Below are 15869 nucleotides of genomic sequence, written 5' to 3'. Positions count from 1 at the left end.
CATGTACGACCCGACACGGCTGGCGGCCCTGGTGGCGGTCGCCGAGGCCGGTTCGATCACCCGCGCGGCCGCCCGCCTGGGCTACACCGCGCCCGCGCTCTCCCAGCAGCTGGCCAAGCTGGAGCGCGAGGCCGGCGCGGTACTGCTGGTGCGGCACCATCGCGGGGCGCGGCTGACGGCCGCGGGCGAGCTGCTGGCAGCGCGGGCCCGCCGGGTGCTGGACGAGATGGACCGGGCGCGTCATGAGCTGTCCCGGCTGTCCGGGCTCTCCGGAGGGCGGCTGCGGGTCGGCACCTTCACCACCGTCGGCGTCCATCTGCTGCCCCCGGTGCTGAGCGCCTTCCGCAGGGCTCATCCTGATGTGGAGCTCACCGTCGCGGAGTACGAACCACCGGACGGGGTCCTGGCGGTGGCGGCCGGCGAGGTGGATCTGGCGCTCACGCATGCGTACGAACCGGCCGAGCCCGCACCGCCGCCCGCCGGTGTGATCCTGGAGCCCCTGCTGGTCGAGGAGTTGGTACTGGTGACGGCCCCCGGCCATGCGCTGGCGGGCGGCTCGGGCCGGCTGCCGGTGGCCGAACTTGCCGGGCAGCCGCTGATCAGCAGCGCTCCCTCGCACCCGTCCCGAAAGGGTGTGGAGTCAGCCCTGGCACGGGCCGGGGCGAGTCCCGCCGTGGTGTGCGAGTCACCCGGCTATGCGCTGGTGTGCGCGCTGGTCAGCGCGGGGCTCGGGGTGGCGGTGGTACCGGAGATGGTCGCCTCGATGGCCGCGACACCGCTGGGCGTACGTCAGTTGGAGTCGGCGGGGTTCCGGCGGACGATCTCGGTGGCGCACCGTGGCGAGGTGTCGGGCCCGGCGGCCGAGTCGCTGCGGGCGCTGCTGCGGGGTGCGTTCGGCCGCGCGGGAAACTGACGGCCGGACCAAAAGCGCCGGGCCGGCCGACCGCGTCTCACCCGTCTCGATCGGCCGGGCCGAGAACGCCAGGCCGGCAAAGGATCATCGGCTCTCTGCCGGTCCTCGACCGGCCGACGCCGTGATCAGCTCTGTACAGGTACGGTCCACGGCAGGGCGATCCAGACGGTCTTGCCGCCGTCCGGAGTCGGAGTGACGGTGAGGTGTCCGCCGCACTCCGCGGTCAGGCTGCGGATGATGACCATTCCGCGGCCATTGTCCTGGCGGACGGCGGCAGGCAGCCGCTGCGGCCAGCGCGGGTGGCTGTCGGTCACGCCGATGCGCAGTTCCTCGTCCCGCTCCAGACGAAGGTCCACGGTGAAGGTCGGCGACTGGCCGAAGGTGTGCTGGACGGCGTTGGTGGCGAGTTCGGAGACGATCAGCCGGACGGTGTCGACGGCCTCGGTCTCAACCGGCAGGCCCCATTCGGAGATGACATGTGTGGCGTACCGCCGGGCCGCGGAGACCGAGGCGGGATCGCTCGGCAGAGTAACGGATGCTTCTTGGTGATCTGCCATGGCGAAGCTGTCCCTTTCCCACCGGGGCCGGGCTCCGACTCGTAGCGGAATTGCGAGGACGGCCACGGATTGTGCTTCGCGCCAGAGTGCCACTTAACACGCCGTCGGTGGCGAGGATCCACCAAGATATGCATATATCTGTCGCTCAAAGCGGTGAACTCTGCTACGCGAGACCGTATTTGGACGGCACACTCTCGCATTGATCCAGCCGGAAAGGAGCACAAGATGCGGCACGTCCCCGCGGTGCGCCGTCGCAAGCTCGCCGAGGAGCTGCGGAGGTTGCGCCTGGACGCCGGTCTCACCAGCCGGGACGCCGGCGGACTGGCCGGCTGGCACCAGTCGAAGGTGAGCCGCATCGAGACCGGCGTGAGCGGAGTCAAGGTCGCGGATGTGACGCTGCTGCTGGATGTCTACGAAGTCGCCGACCCTCAACTGCGCGTGCTGCTTCAAACCTTGGCGGACGCGGCCGACGGCTCGGGCAGCGGCTGGTGGCATGCGTACCGCGGGCTGATCCCGCCCGACTACCGGGACTTCATCAGTCTGGAGGCCCACGCCTGCGCGGCCCGCACCCTGGAGACCTCGGTCGTGCCCGGACTGCTGCAGACGCCGGACTACGCCCGTGCGGTGACCCGGGCGGCCCTGGAGGAGTTGTCCGCGGCGACCGTCAACTCGCTGGTGGACGTGCGGATCACGCGCCAGTCGGTGCTGTGGGGCGACAGGCCCCTGGAGCTGAGCGCGGTGCTCGACGAGGCGGCGCTACGACGCGAGGTGGGAGGCGGCCGGGTGATGCGGGAGCAGCTGCGTACGCTCGCGGAGACGGCACAACTGCCCCATGTGCACCTCCAGGTACTGCCGTTCTCGGTCGGCGGCTATGCAGGACTCACCACTCCTTTCGTTATCTTCTCCTTTCCGAACATTTCTGATCTGGATGTGGTTGTTCTCGACCATTTGACGAGTAGCCTCTACCTCGAGCGGAAAGAAGACCTTGAGGTGTACGGCGCCGCCTTCCAAGCGGTGCAGGCGCGCGCACTGTCACCAGCGGACTCATTGGATCTCATCGCCCGGATCAGTGACGGCGCATAGGGAGGCACCCTCCATGTCCGATTGCCTCACGCACGACGCATTACGGTGGCGGCGCAGCAGCCGCAGCACGGGGATGAACAACTGCGTCGAGGCGGCCCGGCTGCCCGACGACTCGCTCGCGGTACGCGACTCAAAGAACATCCGGCGGCACGCCCTGCGTTTCTCGCCGGGAGCCTGGAGCAGCTTCCTGACGGCCATCCGCGAGGAGGCCGTCAACTGACCACTGCCTGACGGTCAATTGACCGGCGCGGCCCCGGTGATCGTGGCGATCGCCTGGTCGATCTGCTGATCGGTGAGGTCGGCGCGTGCGGTGAGCCTGATCCGGGAGATGCCGTCCGGCACCGACGGCGGGCGGAAACAGCCGACGACAAGTCCGGCGTCCCGGCAGTCCGCGGCCCACCCCAGGGCGGCCTCCGGCGACGGCGCCCGTACGGACACCACGGCCGCGTCGGGTCGCGCAGCGGTCAGACCCTCGTCCGTGAGACGGCGGTGCAGCGTCGCCGCGACGGTACGGGCACGGTCGGCCAGCGCGGGCTCGCGGCGCAGCAGCCGCAGGCTCGCCAGCGCGGCTCCCGCGGCGGCGGGAGCCAGGCCCGTGTCGAAGATGAAGGTGCGGGCGGTGTTGACCAAGTGCTCGATCACCCGGGCGGGGCCCAGTACCGCCCCACCCTGGCTGCCCAGGGACTTGGAAAGGGTGAGCGTGGCGACGACGCCGGCGGCGCCCGCGATGCCCGCGGCGTTCAGCGCTCCGCGGCCGCCGTCGCCCAGCACGCCAAGACCGTGCGCGTCATCGACGAGCAGCGCCGCGCCGTGCTCTCCGCACGCCTGAGCGAGACCCGCCAGCGGCGCGGCGTCGCCGTCCACCGAGAAGACCGAGTCGGTGACCGCGAGGGCCCGCCGCCCGGGGTGCGCGTCGAGCGTCTTGCGTACGGCTTCCACATCGGCGTGCGGCACGATCGCGGTCTCGGCGCGCGAGAGCCGGCAGCCGTCGACGATGGAGGCATGGTTGCCCGCGTCGGAGACGATCAGTGAGCCGCGGCCGCTCAGCGCGGTCACCGCGGCAAGATTCGCGGCATAGCCGGAGGACAGCACCAGGGCGGCCTCGAAGCCGCAGAAGGCGGCGAGTTCCTGCTCGAGCTCGGCGTGCAGCGCGGTGCTGCCCGTGACCAGCCGGGAGCCGGTGGCCCCGGCGCCCCAGCGGCGGGCCGCTTCGGCCGCGGCGCCGGTGATCTCAGGACGGCGGGTGAGGCCCAGATAGTCGTTGCTGGCGAGATCCAGCAGCTCGGACTCGGCGGTGCGCGGCCGGAGCGTACGCACGAGGCCCGCGCGCTCGCGGCGGCGCGACTCGTCGTCGATCCAGTCGAAAGGATCCTGGGGCATGGTGATCCGGTCCTTTTGTAGGCAGCTCACAGACCCTAACCGGGGTCACTCGAGGAACGGATGTGGCCATGCACACACCTCAAACACGGTCTCTTGTGTGGTTCCTCCTTGGCCGCGGCGTGTGCCGTACGTCAGGATCGGCGCCATGGACCTGCTGAACACCCTGGTGGAGAAGGGGTTGCGGCGCGAGCTGCCGACCCGTGAAGAAGCGCTCGCCGTGCTGGCGACCTCCGACGACGAACTGCTCGAAGTGGTTGCGGCGGCCGGCAAGGTGCGCCGCCAGTGGTTCGGGCGGCGGGTGAAACTGAACTATCTCGTCAATCTGAAGTCGGGGCTGTGCCCCGAGGACTGCTCGTACTGCTCGCAGCGGCTCGGCTCCAAGGCCGAGATCCTCAAGTACACCTGGCTGAAGCCGGACGAGGCCTCGCAGGCGGCCGCCGCGGGTGTCGCGGGCGGCGCGAAGCGGGTCTGTCTGGTCGCGAGCGGCCGCGGTCCCACCGACCGGGACGTCGACCGGGTCTCGAAGACGATCGAGGCGATCAAGGAGCAGAACGAGGGCGTCGAGGTCTGTGCCTGTCTCGGGCTGCTCTCGGGCGGGCAGGCGGAGCGGCTGCGGGCCGCGGGCGCGGACGCGTACAACCACAACCTCAATACGTCCGAGGGGACATACGGGGACATCACCACCACCCACACCTATGCGGACCGGGTGGACACCGTGCACCAGGCGCAGGCCGCGGGGCTTTCCGCCTGCTCCGGGCTGATCGCGGGCATGGGTGAGAGCGACGAGGACCTGGTCGACGTCGTCTTCTCGCTGCGCGAGCTCGACCCCGATTCGGTGCCGGTCAACTTCCTGATCCCCTTCGAGGGCACACCGCTGGCCAAGGAGTGGAACCTCACCCCGCAGCGCTGTCTGCGGATTCTCGCGATGGTCCGTTTCGTCTGCCCCGACGTGGAGGTACGGATCGCGGGCGGTCGCGAGGTGCATCTGCGCTCGATGCAGCCGCTGGCGCTGAACCTCGCCAACTCGATCTTCCTCGGCGACTATCTGACGAGCGAGGGGCAGGCAGGCCAGGCCGACCTCGACATGATCGCGGACGCGGGTTTCGAGGTGGAGGGCACGGACACGACGACGCTGCCTGAGCACCGCGCGGACGCGCTTGCGGGTGGCTGCGGTTCGCACTCCGGCTCCGGGGGGTGTGGGCCGTGCGGTGACGGTGAGGCGGTCGCCGAGCCCGTCGCCGAGGTTCCCGCGGCGCGTACGGATCTGGTCGCCGTGCGCCGCCGTGGCGCGGGCACGGATCTCGCGCCCAATGCCTGAGTCCGTGCAGGCGTCCGGCTACGGCCCCGGCGAGCTGCTGGCGCTGGACCGGGCGCACGTCTGGCATCCGTACGGCCCGATGCCGGGCCGTACGGATCCGCTGATCGTTCAGTCCGCGTCCGGCGTACGGCTGCGGCTCGCCGAACCGGTCCACGGGCAGCGCGAGTTGATCGACGGCATGTCGTCCTGGTGGTCGGCGATCCACGGCTACAACCACCCGGTCCTCAACGAGGCGGCGCACGGCCAGCTGGAGCGGATGAGCCATGTGATGTTCGGCGGGCTCACGCACGAGCCCGCCGTGCGGCTCGCCGCCCGGCTGGTCGAGATCACACCCGAGCCGCTGCGGCATGTCTTCCTCTGCGACTCGGGCTCGGTCTCGGTCGAGGTCGCGGTGAAGATGTGCCTGCAGTACTGGCGCTCGGTCGGCCGGCCGGCCAAGCAGCGACTGCTGACCTGGCGCGGCGGCTACCACGGGGACACCTGGCAGCCGATGTCCGTGTGCGACCCCCAGGGCGGCATGCACGAGCTGTGGTCGGGGGTGCTGCCGCGGCAGATCTTCGCGGACGCGCCGCCGGTGGGCTTCGAGGAGTCGTACGCACAGCAGCTGCGCGATCTTGTCGCGCGGCACGCGGACGAGCTGGCCGCGGTGATCGTGGAGCCGGTGGTGCAGGGTGCGGGCGGGATGCGGTTCCACTCCCCCGAGTATCTGCGGGTACTGCGGGAGGCGTGCGACGAGCACGGGGTGCTGCTGGTGTTCGACGAGATCGCGACGGGGTTCGGCCGTACGGGCACGCTGTTCGCGGCGGAGCACGCGGGGGTCTCTCCGGATGTGATGTGCCTGGGCAAGGCGCTGACCGGCGGCTATCTCACGATGGCGGCGACGCTGTGCACGGCGGAGGTGGCCGACGGCATCTCACGCGGCGCGGTCCCGGTGCTGGCGCACGGCCCGACGTTCATGGGCAATCCGCTGGCCGCGGCGGTGGCCTGCGCCTCGATCGATCTGCTTCTCGCGCAGGACTGGCAGCAGGAGGTCAAGCGCCTGGAGGCGGGCCTGCGGGAAGGGCTGGCCGCGGCAAAGGGGCTGCCGGGTGTGAAGGAGGTCCGGGTGCTGGGGGCGATCGGTGTCGTACAGCTGGACCACGAGGTGAACATGGCGTCGGCGACGGAGGCGGCGGTGCGGGCGGGGGTGTGGCTGCGGCCGTTCCGGGACCTGGTGTATGTGATGCCGCCGTATGTGACGGGGGACGAGGACGTGGCCCGGGTCTGCGGGGCGGTATGCGCGGCGGCATCCGCGAGCTGACCGCGACCGGGCCCCGCCGGGGCGGAGCCCCGGTTACGGGAAGGGGCCGCAGCCCCGGCCGCAGGGCGTGGACGTGAACAGAAAGGCAGAGCGCAGCAATGGCAGTCATCGTCGTCACCGGGACCGGAACCGAGATCGGTAAAACCGTCGTCACCGCCGCCGTTGCCGCGCTCGCGCGTGGGCGAGGCTCCTCCGTCGCCGTGGTGAAACCCGCGCAGACCGGGGTTGCCCCCGGGGACGCGGGCGACGTGGACGAGGTCGTGCGGCTCGCCGGACGCGTCAGCGGGGTTGAGATCGCGCGGTATCCCGAGCCTCTCGCTCCCGCGACCGCCGCGCTGCGCGCCGGGATGGACGCCGTCCGGCCGCGGGACGTCGTCGAGGTCGTGGAGAAGCTGGCCACGGAGCATGACCTTGTTCTGGTCGAGGGCGCCGGCGGCCTGCTCGTACGGTTCGACGAGGAGGGGGCGACGCTCGCCGATGTCGCGGGACTGCTCCGCGCGCCCGTGCTCGTCGTCGTACCCGCCGGGCTGGGGACGCTCAATACCACCACGCTCACCGCGGAGGCCCTGCGCGCGCGGGAGTTGGAGCAGCTCGGCGTGGTCGTCGGGAGCTGGCCCGCCGAGCCGGACCTGGCCGCGCGCTGCAATCTCGTGGACCTGCCCGAGGCGGCCGGGGCGCCGCTCCTCGGAGCGGTGCCTGCAGGGGCCGGTGCGCTGGCTCCCGCCGACTTCCGGGCGCGGGCCGCGAGTTGGCTCGCGCCCACGCTCGGTGGCGACTGGGACGCCGAGGCGTTCACCGCCGCCGTACGCTGAGCCCATGCGAGCCCGGATCGACGAGATCGTCTTCGACTGCCACGACCCCGCCCGCCTGGTGCGCTTCTGGGCCGCCCTGCTCGGCGGGGACCCCGTCGACCGCAGCGCGGACTGGTCGTACATCGATCCCCCCGGTTTCGTACGCGTCGCCTTCCAACGCGTGCCCGAGGGCAAGGCGGTCAAGAACCGGCTCCATCTCGATCTCGACGCGGGTGATGTCGACCGGGCCGCCGACGAGGCGGTCGGTCTCGGCGCCGTACGGATGGGACCGGCCATCACCGACGACCACGGCCGCTTCCAGGTCCTGAGGGATCCCGAGGGCAACGAGTTCTGCTTCGTCTGACCGGGGGGACAATGTCGGTGAGTGCACCGCCGTCCCGAGGAGGTCGCAATGCCCCTGCGCAGCACCAGAGTGCCTCGGGACGCCGTGCACCATCCGCTCTTCGCCCGCTTCTACGCCAGATTCAGCGTGGTGGCGGACAAGAACGCCAAGATCGCCGATTACCGTAAGGAGTTGCTGTCCGGACTCTCCGGCCGGGTGATCGAAATCGGCGCGGGCAACGGGCTGAACTTCGCCCACTACCCGTCGGCCGTCTCCGAGGTCGTCGCGATTGAACCGGAGCGCAGCCTGCGGCATCTGGCCACGCAGGCCGCACGCCGCGCGGACGTCCCGGTGGACGTGGTGCCGGGCGCGGCGGAGGCGCTGCCGGTCAAGAGCGAGGCCTTCGACGCCGCGGTGGCCTCGCTCGTGCTGTGCTCCGTACGGGATCTGCCGCGGGCGCTCGGCGAGATCAGGCGGGTCCTGCGGCCCGGCGGTGAACTGCGGTTCTTCGAGCACGGGGTGGCCGAAAGCAGGGGAATGGCGCGGACCCAGCGGGCGCTGGACCGCACGGTCTGGCCGCTGCTGTTCGGTGGCTGCCACACCGCGCGGGACACCATCGCCGCGATCGAGTCCGCGGGCTTCGAGCTCGGTTCGTACCGCAGATTCCAGGTGCCGGAGGGCGGTGTGCGACTGCCCTCGTCCCCCTGTGTGCTGGGCGTGGCCCGCCGCCCCTTTGTCACGGACCCCCGCTAGCTCGTTGCCGGCCGCGGCGGCCGGCTACCTCTTCTTGTCCAGTTGGTCGGCGAACGCGCGCAGCGCGTCGGCGAGTGCCCTCTTGGTGGGCAGCTTGTCGACCTTCTTGTTGAGTTCGTCGATGCGCTTGGCGAGGTCGTTGAGGTTGGGCGGGGTGCTGGGGGAAGGAGCGGGCGACAGGATTCACTCGCTCCACTGCCGTAGCTCCGCGGCGATGGTCCGCACGTCCGCCTTGCCCTCCTTGACCAGCCGGGCAAGGTCCCGTACCTGCTCGGGCGAGGTGACGACCTTCAGTCCGCCGGCCACCAGATAGCCGTACGCGACGGCGGAGGCGAACATCGCGTTGGAGTGCTCGAGCGCGGGCACATGGAGCAGCAGCTGAAGCAGAGAGGCGGCACGGGCGTGCGGGTCGCTGTAGACGGGGATGCCGAATATCTCGGCGTCATGACGGCTGACGGCGGCGACGAGCGCGCCCCAGTCGGTGACCTGCGGATCGCCGGGGGTCTTGTGCTCGGCGACCATGAGCAGCCAGGCGAGGTCGATCTGAAGGCTCAACGGGTGCCTTCGCGTCCGCTGCCCGTACGCGCGCCGCCGCTGCCCGTGCCCGTACCGTCATCCGTGCCGAGCTCGCCGAACTCCTCGGCGAACACGGACTCGTACTGCTTCATGAAGTCCGACGCCGCCTCGACGAAGGTGCGTCCCACCTCGCCCGCGTCCTGCTTGACGAGCTCCTCGATGTAGCGGTTCACGCTCATCCCGCGCTGCATCGCCCGCTGGCGCGCGGCCTCCGCGGTTGTCTCGTCCACTCGCACGTTCAGCTGAGTCTTGGCCACACCTCAAGCTAGCGCGTCGGCGCTAGCACCGGCAAGAGGGCCCGGAGCGTGCCCGTCAACCGTCCCGTGCCCCTTACATCGACCACGAGGACCGGACCTACGAGGGATACCGAGGTGCGCAGGCACGATCTACCCTCGCATCCTGTACGGGAGAGGGAGCGGCCACGACCCGGGAGACGGCCTTGTCCACACCTGCCACAGCACCCACCCACGACCAGTCGGCCGACGCGCCGCTCGCCGCCCGGGCCCGGGGCCTGACCAAGGCGTACGGCAGCGGGGAGACGATCGTGCGTGCCCTGGACGCCGTCGACGTCGACATCGCGCGCGGCCGGTTCACCGCGGTCATGGGCCCCTCCGGCTCCGGCAAGTCCACGCTGATGCACTGCCTCGCCGGTCTCGACACCGTCTCCGCCGGTCAGGTCTGGCTCGGCGACACGGAGATCACCTCTCTGAAGGAGCGCGAGCTCACCCGGCTGCGCCGGGACCGGATCGGCTTTATGTTCCAGGCGTTCAATCTGCTGCCCACCCTGACCGCCGCCGAGAACATCACGCTCCCCATGGACATCGCCGGGCGCAAGCCGGACCGCGAGTGGGTGGAGCAGGTCATCGACACGCTCGGGCTGCGCGACCGGCTGCGCCACCGGCCCGCCCAGCTCTCCGGCGGGCAGCAGCAACGCGTCGCCTGCGCCCGCGCGCTGGCCTCCCGCCCCGAGCTGATCTTCGCGGACGAGCCGACCGGGAATCTCGATTCCCGCGCGGGCGCCGAGGTGCTCGCCTTCCTGCGCGAGGCCGTCGACCGGCTGGCGCAGACGGTGGTCATGGTGACGCACGACCCGGGCGCGGCCGCCCACTCCGACCTGGTGCTCTTCCTTGCGGACGGACGCATCGTCGATGTCATGCCGGAACCGACGGCAGAGGCGGTGCTGGAACGCATGAAGCGTTTCGACGCCCTGCGAAAGAGCTGAGGACACGGTGCTCAGAGCAACACTGCGGAGCTTCTTCGCACACAAGGGCCGGCTCCTGCTGTCGGCACTGGCGGTACTGCTGTCGGTCGCCTTCGTCAGCGGCAGTCTGATCTTCTCCGACACCGTCTCCAGTACCTTCGACCGGCTCTTCGCCTCCACATCGGCGGATGTGACCGTCGAGCCCAAGAAGGGTCTCGACGAGCGCCTGCCGACGGGAGTCGTACGGACCGTCCCGGCCTCACTCGCGGAGCGGATCGACTCGGTCGACGGCGTCAAGGCCACCCATGTCGACGCGGCCGCGGAGAACATCACCGTCGTCGACGCGACCAACAAGGCGGTCGGGCCGACGACCGGTGCGCCCACCATCGCCACCAACTGGTATGTCACCGAACGCAGTCCGGTGAAGCTGACCAGCGGGCACGCGCCGCACGGGCCCGGCGAGGCGCTGCTCGACAAGGACACGGCCGACAAGAAGAAGCTGCGCATCGGAGACACGCTGACCGTTCTCGCGCAGCCCGGCTCCTTCAAGGTCGAGATCGTCGGCATCGCCACGTTCACCACCACCAACCCCGGTGCCGCGCTGGTCTTCCTGGACACTGAGACCGCTCAGACCAAGCTGCTGGGCCGGGCGGGGGTTGCGACCGCGATCTCGGTGGACGCGGCGGACGGGGTCGACGACGCGACGCTCAAGCAGCGGATCGCGGCCGAGCTGGGTGATGCGTACGAACTCAAGACCGCGGACGAGCAGGCCAAGTCGGCGGCCGCCCAGCTGGGCGGGTTCCTCGATGTCATCAAGTGGGTGATGCTCGGCTTCGCGGGCGTCGCGGTCCTGGTCGGCATCTTCCTGATCGTCAACACCTTCTCGATGCTGATCGCCCAGCGCACCCGCGAGCTGGGACTGCTGCGGGCGCTCGGCGCGGACCGCCGCCAGGTGCGCCGCTCGGTGCTCACCGAGGCGCTGCTGCTGGGTTTTGTCGGCTCGACGCTCGGTCTGGCCGCGGGTATCGGGCTGGCGGCCGGGCTGATCGAGCTGATGGGTCTGCTCGGCATGAATCTCAGCGCCGCCGAGATGGTGGTGAAGGTCGCGACGCCGGTGTCCGCGTATGCGGTGGGGCTCGGTGTCACCTTCGTGGCCGCGTATCTGCCGGCCCGGCGGGCGGCCAAGGTCTCCCCCATGGCCGCGCTCGCCGATGCCGAAGTCGCGGGCGTGGGACGGCCGTTGACGGTCCGGGCGATCGCCGGGTCGGTGGTCGGGGCGGCGGGCGCGGCCTCCCTCGTCGGCTGCGCGGTGAGCGAGAAGACCGCGACCGCTTCCTCGCTGCTGGGCCTGGGCGTGGTGCTGACGCTGATCGCGACGGTGGTGGCGGGGCCGCTGCTGGTGCGGCCGGTGATCCGGGTGCTGGGCGGCGCGTTCCCCAAGCTGTTCGGCTCGGTCGGCCGGATGAGCCAGCGCAACGCGCTGCGCAATCCGCGGCGCACGGGCGCCACCGCGGCGGCGCTGATGGTGGGCCTGGCGCTGGTGGGCGGGCTCTCCATCGCCAGCGCCTCGATGACCAAGTCCTTCGACAACCAGATCGACAAGACGCTGGGCGCCGACTTCGTCGTACAGAACAGCAACTTCCAGCCGTTCCCGCATGAGATCACCCAGAAGGTGAAGGACGTCGACAGCGCGGGCACGGTCGTACGGCAGCGCTTCGCGCCGCTCGCGCTGAATCTGCCCGACGGGAAGCGGGTGGAGTCGACCGCCTCCGGCTACGACCCGCAACTGGACGAGGCCGCGCACATCACCTACGCGAGCGGGAACACCGCCGCCGCGCTGGCGCCCGGCAGCATCGCAATGGACCGCGGATACGCCCAGGAGCACAAGGTGCGCATCGGGTCGGTCCTGCCTGCCGAGTTCGCGGGCGGAACCAAGACCCGGCTGACGGTCGGAGCGCTCACAGACATGGACCAGAGCGGCGGGCCGGGGATGGAGGGCGGCCTGTTCATGGGGCTCGGCACGGTGGAGAAGTATCTGCCTGGCGGGCAGGACGCGGCGCTGTACGTCAACGCCGCGGGCGGCAGCGACGCCAAGGAGCTGCGCAAGGGCCTGGAGCGGGCACTCGACCCCTATCCGCAGGTGCAGGTGCGGGACCAGGCCGACTACAAGGAGCTGATCCGCCAGCAGATCGCCGTGATGCTCTATCTGGTGTACGCGCTACTGGGCCTGGCGATCGTGATCGCCGTGCTGGGCGTGGTCAACACCCTTGCCCTGTCGGTGGTGGAGCGGACCCGGGAGATCGGTCTGCTGCGGGCGATCGGTCTCTCCCGGGTCCAGCTGCGGCGCATGATCCGGCTGGAATCCGTCGTGATCGCGGTCTTCGGTGCGCTGCTGGGTCTGGCCCTGGGCATGGTGTGGGGCGTTGCGGTGCAGCAGGTGCTTGCTCTGGAGGGGCTGACGGCGTTCGCCATTCCGTGGGGGACGGTGATCGCGGTCGTGGTGGGATCGGTCGTCGTGGGTCTTGCGGCCGCGGTGCTCCCGGCGCTGCGCGCCTCGCGGATGAACGTGCTGACGGCCATCGCGCACGAGTAGCTGCGCGCCCGAATAGGCTTCGGGGCCATGATCGACCTGCAGATACGCACCGCCGGGGCCGAGGAGGCCGAGACCGTTCTCAGCTTCTGGAAGGAGGCGGCGGAGGGCATGAGCATCACGGACGATGTGGCCGGGGTCAGGGGCCTGATCGAGCGCGATTCCGAGGCGCTGATCCTGGCCGAGTCCCAGGGCCGGGTGGTGGGCTCGGTGATCGCCGGATACGACGGATGGCGCTGCTCGCTCTACCGGCTCGCCGTCCTGCCGTCGCATCGCCGGCAGGGCGTGTCGACGGCACTCCTCCAGGCCGCCGAACAGCGCTTCCTGGCGGTGGGCGGCAGGCGCGGTGACGCGATGGTGCTGGAGGCCAATGAGCGGGCCCAGCGGGCGTGGGGCGCGGCCGGGTACCACCGCGAGGACCACTGGCGGCGCTGGGTGAAGCCGTTCGCCTAGGGCTTGTCCGGCCTGATCGACCGGACAGGGCCCGGGGAGTACACCAGGCCTTTGCCCGTCCTTTACCATGGTGGACAGTTCGGCCCGGCCTCCTGCTCTTCCGCCAGGCGTCCGGGGGTTCCCCCAGCAAGACACAGTCCCGACGAAAGGCGTGAGCGTCCGCCCATGGGCGAGCCTCCCAGTAGCAGACATCGAGCATTCCTCCTGCCCCTGCCCGATCATGGGACGGAGGTGAACCGATGACCGAAGTGCTCCTCCTCTGTGTGGCAGTGCTGCTCGCGCTCGCCTGCGGCGCCTTCGTCGCGGCGGAGTTCTCCCTCACGACCGTCGAGCGCGGCCAACTCGAGCGGGCCGCCGAGCGCGGCGAGCGCGGGGCGGCCAGTGCCCTCAAGGCCGTACGCAGTCTCACCTTCCAGCTCTCCGGCGCCCAGCTCGGCATCACCGTCACCAACCTGGTCGTCGGCATGCTCTCCGAGGCGTCCATCGCCAAGCTGATCCGCGGCCCCTTGCAGGCGCTCGGCGTCTCCGCGTCGGTGGCGTCGTCAGCCGCCCTGGTCATCGGCACCGCGCTGTCCACGATCGTGCTGATGGTCGTCGGCGAGCTGGTCCCGAAGAACTGGGCCATCTCGTCCCCGCTCGCCGTGGCGAAGGTGGTGGCCCCGCCGCAGCGGGTCTTCACCGCCGCCTTCAAGCCCCTCATCAGCCACCTCAACAACACGGCCAACCGCGTTCTGCGGCGGCTCGGCATGGAGCCGACCGAGGAGCTCGCCTCCGCCCGCAGCCCGCAGGAACTGGTCGCCCTGGCCCGCCACTCCGCCAAGGAGGGCGCACTGGAGGCGGACACCGCCGAGCTGTTCGTACGCACCCTCAAACTGGCCGAGCTGACCGCCGAGAACGTGATGACCCCCAGGGTCCAGGTCACGGCCCTCGAAGTGCAGGCCACCGCCGAGGACGTTGCCAATGCCACGCGCGCGACCGGCCTGTCCCGCTTTCCCGTCTACCGGGGCAGCCTGGACACCGTCGTCGGCATAGCGCACATCAAGGACGTCCTGGCGATCCCGGCCGAACGCCGCAGGCGTCACCCGGTCTCCGAGCTGCTGCGCGAGCCACTGCTCGTGCCGGCGACGCTGACCGTGGACCGCCTCCTCGACCGGCTGTCCGGGAAGAACACGATGGCAATCGTCGTCGACGAATACGGCGGCACGGCCGGTGTCGTGACGCTGGAGGACATCGTGGAGGAGGTCGTCGGCGAAGTGCGCGACGAGCACGATCCGCACGAGACGCCGGACCTGGCTCCGGCCGGCGAGGACGCGGACGGACGCACTCTCTGGTCGGCGGACGGCGCGGCCCGGACCGACCAGCTGGAGCGGATCGGACTCCGGGTGCCGGAAGGACCGTACGAGACGCTCGCCGGCCTCATCGCCACCGAGCTCGGGCGCATCCCCGCCGAGGGCGACCGGATCGAGCTCGCGGGCTGGCGGCTCGATGTCGTGGACGCATCCGGGCGGCGTGCGGCGCGGGTGCTGCTGCATGCGCCCCTGCCGTCGGACGACGACACGGACGACACCGAGGAGGCCGGACGATGACCGCGATCCAGCTGCTCGTCGGCCTCCTTACGCTGGTGGTCAACGCCTTCTTCGTCGGCGCGGAGTTCGCCCTGATCTCCGTACGCCGCAGCCAGATCGAGCCGGAGGCGGAGGCCGGGAACCGGCAGGCGCGCAGCGTCCTGTGGGGCCTGGAGCATGTCTCCGCGCTGCTGGCGGCCGCGCAGCTCGGCATCACGCTGTGCACCCTGGTGCTGGGCATCGTCGCCGAGCCCGCCATCGCGCATCTGCTGGAGCCGGTCTTCAACGCGGTGGGCGTGCCGCACGGCCTGATCCACCCGATCTCGTTCGTGATCGCGCTGGCCGTGGCGACGTATCTGCACATGCTGCTCGGCGAGATGGTCCCGAAGAACATCTCGCTGGCCGAACCCACGCGCACCGCGCTGCTGCTGGGCCCGCCGCTGGTCGCGCTTGCGCGGGGGCTGCGGCCGGTGATCTTCACCGTCAACGCCCTCGCCAACGGCCTGCTGAAGCTGCTGCGGGTGGAGGCGAAGGGCGAGGTGGCGGCGACCTTCTCGGACGACGAGCTGGCCCGGATGGTGCGCGACGCGGACAACGCGGGGCTGCTCGACGGCCGGTCCGCCGAGCGGCTGCGCGACGCCCTGGAGCTGGGCCGCCGGCCGGTGCGGGATGTGGTGATGCCGGTCGAGCGCGTCGTGTACGCGCGCACCGAAACGACGCCCGCGCAGCTGGAGCTGCTGGCTGCCGAGTCCGGGTTCTCCCGCTTCCCGGTGGTGGACTCGGGCCGCCGGATCCTCGGGTATCTGCATGTGAAGGACGCGCTGGACGCCACCGGGCGGGACCTGCCGTTCCCGGTCACGGCGTTGCGCCCGATCGCACGGGTGCGGGCGGAGACACCGCTCGACGATGTGCTCACGGCGATGCGGCGCAGCCGTACGCACCTCGCGGCGGTGCTGGACGAGGACGGCACGCCGGTGGGCCTTGTGACGATGGAGGACGTGCTGCGCGAACTGGTGGGCATGCCCGGCTGACCGGTCGGGAGGTTC

17 protein-coding genes are annotated in these 15869 nt (G+C 70.8%); 13 read left to right on the top strand and 4 right to left on the bottom strand.

Going from position 1 to position 15869, the window contains the following annotated elements:
- Position 1: 1 nt before the first annotated feature.
- Positions 2–913: a LysR family transcriptional regulator gene (locus tag OG729_RS34045; RefSeq protein ID WP_360870718.1), complete on the top strand. Its 912-nt coding sequence runs from the start codon at positions 2–4 to the stop codon at positions 911–913.
- 125 nt (positions 914–1038) lie between these two features.
- Here OG729_RS34045 and OG729_RS34040 read toward each other — a convergent pair whose 3' ends face one another.
- On the bottom strand, positions 1039–1470 hold the full coding sequence (locus OG729_RS34040) for an ATP-binding protein (RefSeq protein ID WP_360870715.1): 432 nt from the start codon (positions 1468–1470) through the stop codon (positions 1039–1041).
- A gap of 225 nt (positions 1471–1695) precedes the next feature.
- Between OG729_RS34040 and OG729_RS34035 the strand changes: the two genes are divergently transcribed.
- Positions 1696–2553, top strand: coding sequence for a helix-turn-helix transcriptional regulator (locus OG729_RS34035; protein ID WP_360870712.1), 858 nt, complete (start codon positions 1696–1698; stop codon positions 2551–2553).
- A 13-nt stretch (positions 2554–2566) separates the two neighbouring features.
- The gene (locus OG729_RS34030) at positions 2567–2773 is read left to right on the top strand and encodes a DUF397 domain-containing protein (protein WP_405809758.1); all 207 of its coding nucleotides are present in this window, start codon (positions 2567–2569) and stop codon (positions 2771–2773) included.
- A gap of 14 nt (positions 2774–2787) precedes the next feature.
- Here the strand turns inward: OG729_RS34030 and OG729_RS34025 are convergent, their stop codons facing one another.
- The gene (locus OG729_RS34025; protein ID WP_405809756.1) at positions 2788–3933 is read right to left on the bottom strand and encodes an 8-amino-7-oxononanoate synthase; all 1146 of its coding nucleotides are present in this window, start codon (positions 3931–3933) and stop codon (positions 2788–2790) included.
- 145 nt (positions 3934–4078) lie between these two features.
- Here OG729_RS34025 and bioB point away from each other — a divergent pair, with 145 nt between their 5' ends.
- The 5 genes from bioB (at position 4079) to OG729_RS34000 (ending at position 8438) form a co-directional block, all read left to right on the top strand.
- Complete coding sequence (bioB, locus tag OG729_RS34020; RefSeq protein ID WP_404726942.1) at positions 4079–5251, top strand: biotin synthase BioB; 1173 nt, start codon at positions 4079–4081, stop codon at positions 5249–5251.
- Complete coding sequence (locus tag OG729_RS34015) at positions 5244–6551, top strand: adenosylmethionine--8-amino-7-oxononanoate transaminase (protein ID WP_405809754.1); 1308 nt, start codon at positions 5244–5246, stop codon at positions 6549–6551. Before bioB ends, OG729_RS34015 begins: the two co-directional genes overlap by 8 nt.
- Before the next feature lie 98 nt (positions 6552–6649).
- The gene (bioD, locus tag OG729_RS34010) at positions 6650–7363 is read left to right on the top strand and encodes a dethiobiotin synthase (RefSeq protein ID WP_405809752.1); all 714 of its coding nucleotides are present in this window, start codon (positions 6650–6652) and stop codon (positions 7361–7363) included.
- A 4-nt stretch (positions 7364–7367) separates the two neighbouring features.
- Entirely contained in the window at positions 7368–7706 is a 339-nt protein-coding gene (locus tag OG729_RS34005) for a VOC family protein (RefSeq protein WP_360870695.1), read from the top strand.
- A gap of 48 nt (positions 7707–7754) precedes the next feature.
- Entirely contained in the window at positions 7755–8438 is a 684-nt protein-coding gene (locus OG729_RS34000; protein ID WP_360870692.1) for a class I SAM-dependent methyltransferase, read from the top strand.
- A gap of 183 nt (positions 8439–8621) precedes the next feature.
- Here OG729_RS34000 and OG729_RS33995 read toward each other — a convergent pair whose 3' ends face one another.
- On the bottom strand, positions 8622–8993 hold the full coding sequence (locus tag OG729_RS33995; protein WP_360870689.1) for a fic family toxin-antitoxin system, toxin component: 372 nt from the start codon (positions 8991–8993) through the stop codon (positions 8622–8624).
- A complete protein-coding gene (locus OG729_RS33990) occupies positions 8990–9271 on the bottom strand; it encodes an antitoxin (protein ID WP_405809751.1) in 282 nt (93 codons plus the stop codon). Before OG729_RS33990 ends, OG729_RS33995 begins: the two co-directional genes overlap by 4 nt.
- A gap of 182 nt (positions 9272–9453) precedes the next feature.
- Between OG729_RS33990 and OG729_RS33985 the strand changes: the two genes are divergently transcribed.
- The 5 genes from OG729_RS33985 (at position 9454) to OG729_RS33965 (ending at position 15854) form a co-directional block, all read left to right on the top strand.
- Positions 9454–10236 carry an ABC transporter ATP-binding protein gene (locus tag OG729_RS33985; RefSeq protein ID WP_405809749.1) on the top strand — a complete coding sequence of 261 codons (783 nt, stop codon included), beginning with the start codon at positions 9454–9456 and terminating at the stop codon, positions 10234–10236.
- 7 nt (positions 10237–10243) lie between these two features.
- Positions 10244–12808 carry an ABC transporter permease gene (locus OG729_RS33980; protein ID WP_405809747.1) on the top strand — a complete coding sequence of 855 codons (2565 nt, stop codon included), beginning with the start codon at positions 10244–10246 and terminating at the stop codon, positions 12806–12808.
- A 27-nt stretch (positions 12809–12835) separates the two neighbouring features.
- Entirely contained in the window at positions 12836–13258 is a 423-nt protein-coding gene (locus tag OG729_RS33975) for a GNAT family N-acetyltransferase (RefSeq protein ID WP_405809745.1), read from the top strand.
- A 239-nt stretch (positions 13259–13497) separates the two neighbouring features.
- Positions 13498–14844, top strand: a complete 1347-nt coding sequence (locus tag OG729_RS33970) for a hemolysin family protein (RefSeq protein ID WP_405809743.1) — start codon at positions 13498–13500, stop codon at positions 14842–14844.
- Complete coding sequence (locus OG729_RS33965; RefSeq protein WP_360870672.1) at positions 14841–15854, top strand: hemolysin family protein; 1014 nt, start codon at positions 14841–14843, stop codon at positions 15852–15854. The genes OG729_RS33970 and OG729_RS33965 overlap by 4 nt, the downstream gene beginning before the upstream one ends.
- The last annotated feature ends 15 nt before the right edge of the window (positions 15855–15869 follow it).

It is taken from the genome of Streptomyces sp. NBC_00210 (genome assembly GCF_045160975.1).
Taxonomy (GTDB): Bacteria; Actinomycetota; Actinomycetes; order Streptomycetales; family Streptomycetaceae; genus Streptomyces.
This window is presented reverse-complemented; position numbering and strand designations above follow the sequence as displayed.